This window comes from Helicobacter sp. MIT 14-3879 (assembly GCF_003364125.1).
In genome coordinates, this window is record NZ_NXLP01000003.1 from 208041 (window position 1) to 220333 (window position 12293).

Below are 12293 nucleotides of genomic sequence, written 5' to 3' on the forward strand. Positions count from 1 at the left end.
TTACATTATTTTCCTAAGCAAAATGAAGAAAACATTTTATCTAGCATTTCATCATAGCTAAATGGTTTTGATAGTAATTCTAGAGTATATAAGGCATCATTAATATAAAAACTAAATATTTCATAATCATATAGATTATTTTTTGCATTATGTATTGCTTTTATACAAGATTCCACACAATCAAGCTGTCTTTTAGAATTAAGTAGCACAAAGTCATCATTAAGTGGCTTAATTGCAATTTTTTCTCCTATTAAATCCCTAATTTTATATACACTATTATCTAGTGTTGATATTTCTATACACTCAAAATCCTTTAGAATGCTTTTATCAAGTCTATTTTCTTTATCACTCTTGTTTATAGCAATAATTATGATTTTATCTTTATTTTGATATAGTATTTCTAAAATTTCACTATCATTAAATTCCTTGCTATTGTCAAAAACAGCTAAAATGATAGTACTTTCTTTAATTGTATCTATGGTTTTTTGTATGCCTATTTTTTCTATTATTTCAATGCTTTCTCTAATTCCAGCAGTGTCTATTATTTTAATAACTTGATTATTTATCGTTATATTCTCTTGTATAATATCTCTTGTAGTACCTTCAACTTCAGAAACAATAGCCCTATCTTTAAGTAATAATTTATTTAGAATTGAGCTTTTACCAACATTTGGCTTTCCTATAATTGCTAATTTATGCCCATCAATAGTGTTTTGCATACTTAGTGAATGTTTATGTAAATAAGTAAGCTTTTCTACTATGTTATCTATTTTGTTATTTAAATTTTTTGGTAAGTCTTCTTCAGCATAGTCAATCAAGGCTTCAGTGTGTGCTAGAATCTCAATTAAATCCTCTCTAAAATTATCTATTATATTTTTTAAATCACCACTTAGATTTTTAGCTATTAATTTTAATGCCTCTGTGCTCTGTGTTGATATTAATTTAGAAATTGTCTCTATCATAGATAAATCCATTTTTCCATTTATAAGGGCAATTTTGCTAAACTCACCAGCTCTAGCAAGTCTAGCTCCAAAGTTTATACAAGTATCTAATATTTTTTTACAAACTAAAATTCCACCATGGCATTGAAATTCTATAATATCTTCTCCATTAAAGCTGTTTGGTGCTTTAAAATAAATTACTATTCCTCTATCAATTATATTATTATCATTATCATATAAATATTTTAAATGTGCATAGCGAGGTAAAAAAGAGCTCATTTTAGTAATTTTTTTGGCTATATTTATAGAGTTTTTACCACTAAGACGAACTATACCAATAGCACTAACTCCAATTGGTGTTGATATAGCCACTATTGTATCATTGCTATTCATTTTGGTTTGCTTGAATTACTATGTAAGTCTCATTATTTTCATTTGTTTTTACCATTATATATCTATCTGGTAAATGAGATCTTAGCTCTTTTAATGCTATATAAGCCAAGATTCCATCAAGTGGCTTTGTAATAAATAACTCTTTTGAATGTTTAATATTTTCAATAATTGGTGCTAGATAATTTGCTATCATTGTTTCTTGGCTTGCTAGGAAGCTTTCAATCTCAAGTCGTATATTAAGTCCATATTGTGTATTTATCCAATTAAAAAGTAGGTATGAAATAGCCTTATATCTATATCCTTTTTCGCCTATTAATAAAGCGGAATCTTTACCTTTAAAATGTATTAAAATAGTGTTTTGGCTATATTTACTAACTTCAATTTTATCTAGTTCAAATGGAAGTAGTGAAAATAATTCATTAATTTCATCGCTAATTTTATTTAGTGCATCTTCAAAGCAGTATTTATTCGCTTTATTCTTACTTGGTTTTGATTTTAGATTCACAACTATTTGTGCTTCTTTTTTACCAATCCCAAGAAAGCCTTTACTCGGCTTTTGTATTATCTCATATTCCAAATCTATACAAGAGCAATTTAGCTCACTAGATGCTTTAAGCAGACACTCCTCAATACTGCTAGCACTAATTTTTATCACTTATCTTTCCTCTTATGTTGTGCAATTTCTATTTCTTTTTTCTTAGCCATAACTTTATTAATAATTAATTGTTGAATTATTGAAAAGATATTATTAACTGTCCAATACAGTATCAATCCTGCTGGAAAAGTAATTAAAAATATTGTAAATACGACTGGAAGAAATTTAAAGACTTTTTCTTGCATAGGATCATTAAATGTAGCTGGGGTTATATGTTGCTGTAAATACATTGTAACTCCCATTAAAATAGGTAGTATAAAATATGGATCCATTGCAGAGAGGTCTTTTATCCATAGTATCCAAGTAGCATCTTTTAATTCTACTGCGTTATACAATACCCTATAAATTGCAAAGAATACAGGAATCTGCAATAATAATGGCAGACAACCACCCATAGGATTAACTTTATGCTTTTTGTAAAGTTCCATCATATGAATCTGTAATTTTTGAGCATCGCCTTTGTATTTAGTTTGAATCTCTTTCATTTTTGGTGCTAAATCTTTTAGTTTTTGCATTGATACCATACCTTTATAAGTAAGCGGATAAAGCACGATTCTAACTATTAATGTAAGGAGTATAATAGCCCAACCCCAATTTTTAAAGATACCAAATAACCACTCTAAAAGTAAAAATAATGGTTTTGCAAAGAATGTAATTACACCATACTCTACAACATCTGTTAATAATGGTTCTATACTTTTTAAATCTTTGTAGTTTTTAGGTCCTATATATCCACTAAATTTTGCACTATCATTTAAAAATATGTAAGATAAATGCTTTCCATCACTCACATTATCAATTACTGCATTAAGCCCATTTTCAGAAAAAAGTAAAGTTGTGTAATATCTATCTACACTAGCAATGAATTTTACGTTATTAAAATTATTTATTTCGATATTATCTCCATCTTCAATTTTTTCTAGTTTATTATCACTCTTTTTAATAATTATTCCTTTAAAAACATATGAAGAAGAATCTGCAATAGGTCTTGAACCATTAGAGATATAGTAATTTAGGGGTTTATTTAGCTCAATTTCTACATCAAATTTTAAATTTTTATAAAATGTAATTATTTTTTTTACTATAATTTCTCCAAATCCCTCTATTTTACCTAGATTCTGTGTTAGAACTATTTTTTTTGATTCATTATCGATATTTATAATATCAATATCTGCTTTGTATGGAGTATTAAATGCTTTATTATTAATTTCTTTATTCTCAAATCTAATTTCTAATGGTTTTATTGCTTTATTATCTAGTAAAGATAAAGGCTCTCCATTATCATTTAAATATTTTTTACCTTTTAACAAAACGCTATCAATGCGTCCTAGATTATCAATTTTCATCTCAATATCACTAGATTCTACTTTAGCAATTATTAAAGTGGAATCTGTTTCTTTTGGTGCTTTAATACTATTCTGGTTGTTTTTTGGAGCTTCAATCTTAGTATCTTTATTGCCTTCTAATATGTTGGTCATACTAGACATTGTTGCATTAGAATCTTTTAGCTCTGTTTTTGGTGCAAAAAAATACATATATGGGATTATAAACATTATTGATAAAATTACTGCGATAAAAATTCTTATATTTGGATTATTGTTATTCAATTTCTTTCCTTTAATACTTTGATTATATAAAATTCATTGTTTTTAATAGGGACCAACCAAATATATATTTTTGGTAATGTATTGCATATTATTGAATCTTTTATATTAAATTTTGGTGGTATTTTTGAAAACTTTGCTTTAGGATATTCTATCCCACCGCTAAATAATTGATTACATTTTAAGATTCTAATGATGCTTTTAAAACTTGCAATAATAATATTATTATATCTAAAACAATACATTGCATATTCTGAACAGGTAGGGTAGAACCTACAACTAGGAGGAATTAATGGAGAAATATATTTTTTATAAAATTTTATTTGTTTATCAATTTTCATTTTATCACTTAAGCAATATATTTAAAATATTTTTTTCTAACTGAAAGAAAGGAGTTTGTTTAATTTTTTCTTTTGCAATGATTATTAAAATTAAGTTTTGTCTTAAAGATACATTTTTGCACAACTTTGCACAAATAACCCTAAAACGTCTTTTTATTAGATTCCTCTCTACTGCTTTACCTATTTTTTTAGACACACTAAGACCAACGATACTTATATTTTTTTGTTTTTTAAATTTTATATAAAAACTTTCCATAAAATTCTTTTTTAGAATGCAAATATCAAAAATATCACTTCTAATTTTATTTGAGTTTTTATACACAAAGTCAAATTCTTTTTTATTTTTTAAAGTATCATACGGCAAGTCTTTTTCTACCTTTTGCTCGTCTATTTCTTATGACTCTTTGTCCATTTTTTGTTTTCATTCTAGCTCTAAATCCGTGAGTACTTTTACGCGGTTTGTTATGAGGTTGATATGTTCGCTTCATTTATATTCCTTAAAAGATTTAAATAATAAATTTATGATTATACTAAAAATTAATTAATTGATTTTTAAAATCTATATTTAAACGATGTTTAGTGCTTAATACCCAGCTTTGATAGCAATAGCAGTAGCTATAACTGCAACAATATCATCTTTGTTTATAGCTTCATTTGGCATTAATTCTTGAATTTTATTTTCTATATATGATGTATCGAAGTTTCCTTTTCTAAAATCCCTATCTTTTGCTATATTTAGCAAGAATGGAATAGTGGTTTTAATACCCCTAATTGTAAATTCTTCTAATGCTCTAACTAATTTATTAACTGCTAGATTGTAGCTTGATGCTCTTACAATTAATTTTGCAATCATAGAATCGTAATTTGGTGGAATTACATAGTCTTTATAAACTGCACTATCAATACGGACAAATGGTCCTAATGCAGGGTAGTATGTAGTTATTTTGCCCGGATTTGGCATAAAATCATTTGCTACATCTTCAGCATTAATTCTAACTTCAATAGCATATCCTTGATGTAAAATATCACTTTGGTTTAAATCTAGAATTTCACCGCTTGCAGAGCGAATCTGTCTTCCTATTATGTCAAATCCTGTAATTTCTTCTGTAACTCCGTGTTCTACTTGGATTCTAGTATTCATTTCCATAAAATAGAAGTTATTTAAATCATCTACTAGAAATTCAATTGTTCCAGCATTAGTATAATTTGCAGCTTTTGCTGCAGCTACTGCTGCAGACCCCATTTTACGGCGTAAATCAAAGCTCATAGTAGGACTTGGTGCAATTTCTATTAGCTTTTGATGACGTCTTTGAATAGAACAATCCCTCTCTAATAAATGAACAATATTTCCATAATTATCAGCAATAATTTGGAATTCAATATGTCTTGGGTTTTCTATGTATTTTTCCATAAAAACTTCATCATTTTTAAAGAAAGCCATAGCCTCCCTTTTACAAGCAGCTAGGTTATCTTCTATATCATTATCATTTCTAACTACTCTAATTCCTCTTCCACCACCTCCATTGCTAGCTTTTAATATTACAGGGTAGCCTATTTTATTTGCCATTATTTTTATTTCTTGAATGCTATAATTATTAAGTGTTTTTGTTCCAGGAACTATTGGGATACCATTTTTTTTCATTAATTCTCTTGCCGCATTTTTATCACCCATTTTTGCAATAACACTATAATCTGGTCCAATCCAAATTATCCCTGCATTTTTTACCTTTCTAGCAAACTCTGCATTTTCACTTAAAAATCCATATCCTGGGTGGATAGCTTCTGCACCACAATTTATTGCTATATTAATTATGGCATCACCATCAAGATAAGCTTTTAGTGGGTCAGAGCTAACTTCATAACTTTCACTTGCCATTTTTACATGCATAGATTCTTTATCAATCCTAGAATATATTGCTACGCTTTTAATATGTAAATCATTGCAAGCTCTAATAATTCTTACAGCAATCTCACCTCTATTTGCAATTAATATTTTTGAAAACATTTTTATAGCCTTTTATTTTAAGATATTATAAGCTTTTGTTTATGTTACTAAATTTAGATAAATATAAAATTATATTTTAGAATAAAATATTTGTAAAATCTAATTTTTTGTAGAATTTAAATAAGAATTAATAAATAAAGATTATAAATAATTGTAGTAAAGAATTAAGGTAGTCTAAAAAGCTCTTTAGAGCTTTTTAGATATTAATTAAAATTCAATAGTTCCTGTTGAAGCTAGAGGAATGCTTTTATTTCCCGGACCAGAAGAATTAGCATAAGAAGCTTTTAAAAGCTCACAGAATGTTCCAGAGTGTTGCATAGTCATATTTTCTGGGTGAAATTCTAATGTTCCTCTACTATAATCTATATATAACATAGTTCCACAATTACCTTTTTGAAATGTTGTTCCCCCTACATTGTTTTTAACATTTCCCATAGGTGCTATTCCCGGAAAGGCTGGATTATTATTCCAATTTTGTTCCATCCATCTACTTCTATCTAATCCACCAACTTCAATTATCCATTCACTCCAACCAATCATTTTGCTTTTAGTTGGGTCATTTGGAGCTGGAACTTTGCTTGCTGTAGGGTCAATATTATCTGCAAAAACTTTAGCAACAATTGCCTTTTGAACTGAAGCTAAATCACTTCTTGCTGTTGCAACTTGTGCATCTGTCCTTGTAGCAACAAATCTTGGAACTGCTACTGCTGCTAAAACTCCTAGTATTACTATAACAAATACTAACTCTATCATACTAAAAGCATTTCTTCTTTTCATCATATTGTCTCCTTTTATGAAGGTTATTTCTCTAAATATTTATTTGGCATAAAAGTTAAATAAATATTAAAGTAAATGAATTATAAATATATTTTTTGAATATTTGCTTAAAGTATAAGTAATGGATAAAAGAGATAAAAACAATATGGAGTAGTTAATATATTTAATATATGTTGAAAAATAAAAAATAAATATTTAATTTTCTAGCCACAATGCTATCTCATCAGCTAAAAAATAATTTGTGTTATAGATTCTATTATTTTTTAATATACATTTTTTATTTTCTACTAAAATCTCTAATTTATTTTTATTTTTTATTATGCTTGGATTTACACCAACTTCACTTCTTACTCCTAAAAATATTTTTTCTAAGATGATATCATTTTTACTTAAAATTTCTATTTTGTATTGAAATGGATTTTTAAGATAGCTTTGAAAATTATCTTGTTTATAGAATCTTTTATTGTTTATTTTTCCAACAGCTCCTAAGCCAATACCAATATAGTCTTTATATTGCCAATATCCTAGATTGTGTTTGCTTTTGTGAGTTTTAGCATAATTTGATACTTCATATTGATTAAAACCCAATAATTCTAATCTTTCTTTTAGCTCATAGCATAAGCTAGAATCTAGCGTTGGATTCTTGTTTTTAGTGTAGAATCTTGAGTTTTCATCAATACTTAATGTATAACAAGAAATATGTCCAATACCTAAACTAGAAGCTAAATTTAACTCTTCCTTTATGCTATCTTTGGAATCTAGTCTTGTATCATATATTAAATCAATGCTAGTATAAATATCACATTTTATGGCTTTTTGTATAAATTCTTTTGCACTTTCAACACTATGGATTCTATCTAGCAATTTTAATTTATCCTCTCTAAAGCTTTGAATTCCTATGCTAAAGCGATTTATGCCTAGATTTTTAAATTCCCACAAAACCTCGAATTTAGATGCATTTGGGTTAAGTTCAATATTAATTTCTGTGTCTTTTGAAATGTATTTTTGCAAAATATTAAAAATATCTTCATAATCTTTTGGAGCTAGTGTATTTGGTGTTCCTCCACCGATATATATAGAATCTAACTTTTTCAATAAGCCATTATTAAGCGATGTTACTAGATTAAGTGAGTGTATTAAATCAGCTTTAATAGCCTCTAAATATTCTTTTTTATAATGAATCATATTTGTTAGTGAATTAAAAGCACAATATCCACATTTAGAATCACAAAATGGTATATGTATGTAGAGTAGCAATTTTTCTCCTCTAATATTTTTTTTACATTTTTTTTTATAGAATCTATTTTAGAAACTTAAATCAAGGAATGTTATGTCTAAATATCGTCCAAATGTCGCTGCCATAATATTATCAGAAAAATATCCAGATATTTGCGAGTTTTTTATAGCACAAAGGAATGATATAAAAAATGTAAAAAATGTTTGGCAGTTTCCACAAGGTGGTATAGATTATGGCGAAAGCCCATTAGAAGCATTATATAGAGAGCTAGAAGAAGAGATTGGAACTTCTAATGTAGAGGTTTTAGCAGAGTATCCAGAATGGTTAAAATATAATTTTCCCACAGGAAATATAAGAACAAAAATGTATCCATTTAAAGGGCAGAGGCAAAAATACTTCTTAGTTAAATTAAGAGATAATACTCTTATTAACTTAGATACTAATGTGCCAGAATTTGTTAGATACAAATTCGTGAATTATGAAAATATTTTTGTAAATATTGTTTATTTTAAACGACCTATTTACAAGAAAGTATTGGAGTATTTTAAAAAGGAAGGATATATTTCATGAAGGGATATTATACTATATGCTAATTATTCAAAAATATGGTGGGACAAGTGTTGGTGATTGTCAAAGGATAGAAAATATTGCAAAAAAAGTGCTAAAGTCAAGGAATATAGGCGATAAAATAGTGGTTGTAGTATCTGCTATGGGTGGAGAGACAGATAAATTGATAGGATATACAAAATATTTTAGCCAATTACCAAATGAAAGGGAAGTAGATAAAGTATTAAGCACAGGAGAAATTGTAACAAGTGCTCTTCTTTCAATTGCTTTAAATGAATTAGGAGCTAAAGCAATATCACTAAGTGGCAGGGCTGCAGGAATAAGAACTGATGATATTTATACAAAAGCTAAAATTCAAGATGTCAATACAGATAATATAATAAAGTATTTAAATGATGATTATATAGTTATTGTAGCGGGATTTCAAGGAGTTAATGATAATGGATATATTACTACATTAGGAAGAGGAGGTAGTGATTTATCAGCTGTGGCATTAGCTGGAGCACTGAATGCTGATATATGTGAGATTTATACAGATGTTGATGGGGTATATACTACTGACCCTAGAATTGAGCAAAGGGCAAAAAAGATTGATAAAATAAGTTATGATGAAATGTTAGAGTTAGCATCTTTGGGTGCAAAGGTATTGCTTAATCGTTCTGTTGAGATGGCAAAAAAGTTAAATGTTAAAATCATTACTAGAAATTCATTTAATGATAATGCAGGGACGATAATTACAAATGAGGAGGAAATAATGGAAAAACCTATAATTTCAGGTATAGCATTAGATAAAAATCAAGCGAGGGTTAGTTTAATTGATGTAAATGATAAACCCGGAATTGCAGCTGCTCTTTTTAGTTCTCTAGCAAATTCTAATATAAATGTAGATATGATAGTTCAAACAATAGGTAGAGATGGAAAAACAGATATTGACTTTACCATTCCAAAAACAGATATTGCACTTTGTAGAAAATTGTTAAGTGATTTTAGAAATTCTGCACAAGGAATTGAATATGATGAAAATATCGCAAAAGTCTCCATTGTAGGCTTGGGAATGAAGAGTCATTCAGGTGTTGCAAGTAAAACTTTTAGCACAATGGCTAATGAGAATATAAATATTATGATGATTAGCACAAGTGAGATTAAAATTTCTATGATAATTGATATAAAATACGCTGAATTATCAGTAAGAGCCTTGCATAATGCCTATGAGTTAGATAAGTAATGAATAATATTGATTTAGTTTTTCCTAATTGGACTTTAGAATTAATAAGAGGCGATGATGAGGTCTTAGCATTAGCTTGGCTTGAAGAAAAAAGATTTGATTGGTGTAATATTGCATATCGGTTTATAAATAATATTATAAATGGATATTCTATAGTTATTTGCACAGATTCTAAAAGAAATTGGTTTCTTAGATATGTTTTACAAAATATTAATTTAAATAAAGGTCGCCCACTTATACCTATATTTGATATTAATACTATATTGCCAGATTCTAAGATAAATACACAATATATAGAGGATATGCTAGATATTGCTTTTAAAAATCATACTATTTGGTATGTAGGTAAGACTGATAATAATTTAGCAACATTAGCCATAGAGCACCCAAATAGCTTCATTTGGGCTTATGATAGCAATCTTCATGCAGCATTTAATCTAAACTCAAATGATTTAAATTCAGATATTAAGCTTTTACAGCTATTTAGAGTGCTTGATAGGAGTATTGATGCAATAATGTTTAATGAAATAATTTTGGATTAAAGAGTGAGAGATATTGGCGAAATAATTATTGTTAATGATTTGGAAAATGAGATTAGAAATTTAAGGGCTAAATATAACAATACTAGAGTTTTTCCAATGAATGAAGATGCTCTAAAGAAAGGTGATTTTAAGATAGAACACGCAAGAGAAGCAATAGATGAGAGTTATATTTCATCAAATGAAATAAAAATAATTATTTTAGTAGGAGATAAGTTTAATATATACGCACAAAATGCTTTATTGAAGGTTTTAGAAGAGCCACCAAAAAATATTAAATTTATTTTAGTTACCAAGTATAAAAGCTCAATTTTGCCAACTATTATCTCACGAATGATAATAATCAATAAAAAAGTTAAAACTGAAATTGCTAAGTTTGAAATTGACTTAAATAAAATAAATTTAGGCGTTATTAGCGAATTTTTAGCAAATCTTAGCTCCCAATTAAAAAGAGATGAATTAAGAAGTAAGATAACAAGCCTGCTTTTTGCTACAAAAGAGGCAAATCTCAAGCTTAATAGAAGAGAGCTAGACTGCTTTAGTAAAGCAATGTTTGAGGTAGATTCTTATGAGCAGCCAAAATATATATTTTTAAAGCTTTTATTGATGATTTTAGAGCATAAGAAAAGAAATTTTAATAAAAGATGAAGTATGGGTAATCTTGCACCAATTATTCTTTTTACATATAATAGATTAGAGCATACCAAGAAAGTGGTAGAATCTCTTGCTAAAAATTCTTTAGCAAAGGATAGCAAGCTAATTATCTTTTGTGATAATTATAAAGATAATGCTACTTTTGATGAGCAGCAAAAGGTAGCGAGAGTAAGAGAATATGTCAAGCAAATCAGCCATATTTTTAAGGGTATCTTTAAAGCTGGGGTAGAGCTTAACTTTAGAGATAAAAACTTAGGATTAGCAGATTCTATCATTTCTGGCGTTACAGAAGTGGTTAATCAATATGATAAGGCAATTATTTTAGAAGATGATATAGTGGTTAGCCCTGTGTTTTTGGACTATATGAATGCAGGGCTTGTCAAATATAAAGATGAGCCAAAAGTTTATAGTATCTCTGCTTGGAATTATCCCATTGATACTAGCAATTTAGATGATTGCTTTTTTTGGCGGATACCGCATTGTTGGGGTTGGGCTATTTGGAGCGATAGGTGGAAGCTTTTTAAAAGGGATATAGATTGGGTTTTGGAGAATTTTGATAAAAATGATATTAAATACATTAATTTAGACGGCTATGCCTCTTTTTATAGCCATTTTCTTCTTAATGTAAATGGCAAAATAAAAACTTGGGCAATTTTTAGTTATCTCATTTCTTATAAATACAGGACTCTAACTCTTATGCCAAAGCTATCTTATGTCAAACAAATTGGTTTTGATGGGTCTGGAGTGCATTGCGGGAGTGAGGATATATATAATCCCCCTAGCATTAATGAGAAATTTCCAATTAACTTTCCTAAATATATTGAAGAAAGTAGCATAGCATTAAGCAGAATCCAAAATTTTCATTTAAGCCTTAAAACACCTCTAAAGATAAAAATAAAAAATAAGATAATAAGACTTTTTAAAAAGTGTATAGGAAGCAAAGCTAAGATATAATTTTTATTTTTATCTATTTTACTTTTTAGGGTTTTTATTTTATTATCCACTTTATTTTTAGCATTTGATTTAACGGCTATCCTTTAAGTTTTGATTCTTTACCTACTTTATTTTTAAGCTTTATTTATTTATTTTACTTTTAACCTCTGATTTATCTACTATGCTTTAGGCTTTGATTTTTACACACTATCTTCTAAGTGTTTATTTTTTATCTACTTTATTTTTAAGCTTTTCTTTTTACATATTTTACCTCTAAGCTTTGATTTTTACTCACTTTATTTTTAATATTTGATTTTTATCCGTGTCCGCTTCTCATTAGTGATTGAGAAATTTGAATAATTCAGTTATGCTTGCATTGGGCTTTTTCTATTAAGTCTTTTAATTTTGCTATTTCTAAGGCT

Annotated in this window: 14 protein-coding genes; 5 read left to right on the forward strand and 9 right to left on the reverse strand. The window is 27.8% G+C overall.

From position 1 onward, the window contains the following. Window positions 1-5: 5 nt before the first annotated feature. The 9 genes from mnmE to hemW form a co-directional block, all read right to left on the reverse strand. Entirely contained in the window at window positions 6-1334 is a 1329-nt protein-coding gene (gene mnmE, locus CQA44_RS03755) for a tRNA uridine-5-carboxymethylaminomethyl(34) synthesis GTPase MnmE (RefSeq protein ID WP_115545944.1), read from the reverse strand. After that, window positions 1327-1989, reverse strand: a complete 663-nt coding sequence (locus tag CQA44_RS03760; protein WP_115545945.1) for a Jag N-terminal domain-containing protein — start codon at window positions 1987-1989, stop codon at window positions 1327-1329. Before CQA44_RS03760 ends, mnmE begins: the two co-directional genes overlap by 8 nt. Beyond that, window positions 1986-3596, reverse strand: coding sequence for a membrane protein insertase YidC (gene yidC / locus CQA44_RS03765; RefSeq protein WP_115545946.1), 1611 nt, complete (start codon window positions 3594-3596; stop codon window positions 1986-1988). Before yidC ends, CQA44_RS03760 begins: the two co-directional genes overlap by 4 nt. Next, entirely contained in the window at window positions 3593-3934 is a 342-nt protein-coding gene (yidD, locus tag CQA44_RS03770; RefSeq protein WP_115545947.1) for a membrane protein insertion efficiency factor YidD, read from the reverse strand. The genes yidC and yidD overlap by 4 nt, the downstream gene beginning before the upstream one ends. A 4-nt stretch (window positions 3935-3938) precedes the next feature. Continuing rightward, on the reverse strand, window positions 3939-4298 hold the full coding sequence (gene rnpA / locus CQA44_RS03775) for a ribonuclease P protein component (protein ID WP_181881767.1): 360 nt from the start codon (window positions 4296-4298) through the stop codon (window positions 3939-3941). Beyond that, complete coding sequence (gene rpmH, locus CQA44_RS03780) at window positions 4288-4422, reverse strand: 50S ribosomal protein L34 (RefSeq protein ID WP_115545949.1); 135 nt, start codon at window positions 4420-4422, stop codon at window positions 4288-4290. The genes rnpA and rpmH overlap by 11 nt, the downstream gene beginning before the upstream one ends. Window positions 4423-4517: 95 nt before the next feature. Beyond that, complete coding sequence (locus CQA44_RS03785; protein ID WP_115545950.1) at window positions 4518-5939, reverse strand: acetyl-CoA carboxylase subunit A; 1422 nt, start codon at window positions 5937-5939, stop codon at window positions 4518-4520. A 207-nt stretch (window positions 5940-6146) separates the two neighbouring features. After that, complete coding sequence (locus tag CQA44_RS03790) at window positions 6147-6719, reverse strand: type II secretion system protein (RefSeq protein ID WP_115545951.1); 573 nt, start codon at window positions 6717-6719, stop codon at window positions 6147-6149. Window positions 6720-6911: 192 nt separating this feature from the next. Beyond that, window positions 6912-7973 carry a radical SAM family heme chaperone HemW gene (hemW, locus tag CQA44_RS03795; RefSeq protein WP_115545952.1) on the reverse strand — a complete coding sequence of 354 codons (1062 nt, stop codon included), beginning with the start codon at window positions 7971-7973 and terminating at the stop codon, window positions 6912-6914. 73 nt (window positions 7974-8046) lie between these two features. Between hemW and CQA44_RS03800 the strand changes: the two genes are divergently transcribed. The 5 genes from CQA44_RS03800 to CQA44_RS03820 are packed head-to-tail and all read left to right on the forward strand — an operon-like array spanning window position 8047 to window position 11892. Next, the gene (locus CQA44_RS03800; protein WP_115545953.1) at window positions 8047-8523 is read left to right on the forward strand and encodes an RNA pyrophosphohydrolase; all 477 of its coding nucleotides are present in this window, start codon (window positions 8047-8049) and stop codon (window positions 8521-8523) included. A 16-nt stretch (window positions 8524-8539) separates the two neighbouring features. Further along, window positions 8540-9745, forward strand: a complete 1206-nt coding sequence (locus tag CQA44_RS03805) for an aspartate kinase (RefSeq protein ID WP_115545954.1) — start codon at window positions 8540-8542, stop codon at window positions 9743-9745. Continuing rightward, a complete protein-coding gene (locus CQA44_RS03810; RefSeq protein ID WP_115545955.1) occupies window positions 9745-10287 on the forward strand; it encodes a HobA family DNA replication regulator in 543 nt (180 codons plus the stop codon). The genes CQA44_RS03805 and CQA44_RS03810 overlap by 1 nt, the downstream gene beginning before the upstream one ends. A gap of 3 nt (window positions 10288-10290) precedes the next feature. After that, window positions 10291-10932: a DNA polymerase III subunit delta' gene (locus CQA44_RS03815; protein ID WP_115545956.1), complete on the forward strand. Its 642-nt coding sequence runs from the start codon at window positions 10291-10293 to the stop codon at window positions 10930-10932. A 3-nt stretch (window positions 10933-10935) separates the two neighbouring features. Continuing rightward, the gene (locus CQA44_RS03820; RefSeq protein WP_115545957.1) at window positions 10936-11892 is read left to right on the forward strand and encodes a sugar transferase; all 957 of its coding nucleotides are present in this window, start codon (window positions 10936-10938) and stop codon (window positions 11890-11892) included. Window positions 11893-12293: the final 401 nt, after the last annotated feature.

Coding starts and splice junctions, on each gene's coding strand:
- mnmE (WP_115545944.1), bottom strand. CDS start 1,334: ATGAATAGCAATGATACAATAGTGGCTATATCAACACCAATTGGAGTT.
- yidD (WP_115545947.1), bottom strand. CDS start 3,934: ATGAAAATTGATAAACAAATAAAATTTTATAAAAAATATATTTCTCCA.
- rpmH (WP_115545949.1), bottom strand. CDS start 4,422: ATGAAGCGAACATATCAACCTCATAACAAACCGCGTAAAAGTACTCAC.
- CQA44_RS03785 (WP_115545950.1), bottom strand. CDS start 5,939: ATGTTTTCAAAAATATTAATTGCAAATAGAGGTGAGATTGCTGTAAGA.
- CQA44_RS03790 (WP_115545951.1), bottom strand. CDS start 6,719: ATGATGAAAAGAAGAAATGCTTTTAGTATGATAGAGTTAGTATTTGTT.
- CQA44_RS03800 (WP_115545953.1), top strand. CDS start 8,047: ATGTCTAAATATCGTCCAAATGTCGCTGCCATAATATTATCAGAAAAA.
- CQA44_RS03805 (WP_115545954.1), top strand. CDS start 8,540: ATGCTAATTATTCAAAAATATGGTGGGACAAGTGTTGGTGATTGTCAA.
- CQA44_RS03810 (WP_115545955.1), top strand. CDS start 9,745: ATGAATAATATTGATTTAGTTTTTCCTAATTGGACTTTAGAATTAATA.
- CQA44_RS03820 (WP_115545957.1), top strand. CDS start 10,936: ATGGGTAATCTTGCACCAATTATTCTTTTTACATATAATAGATTAGAG.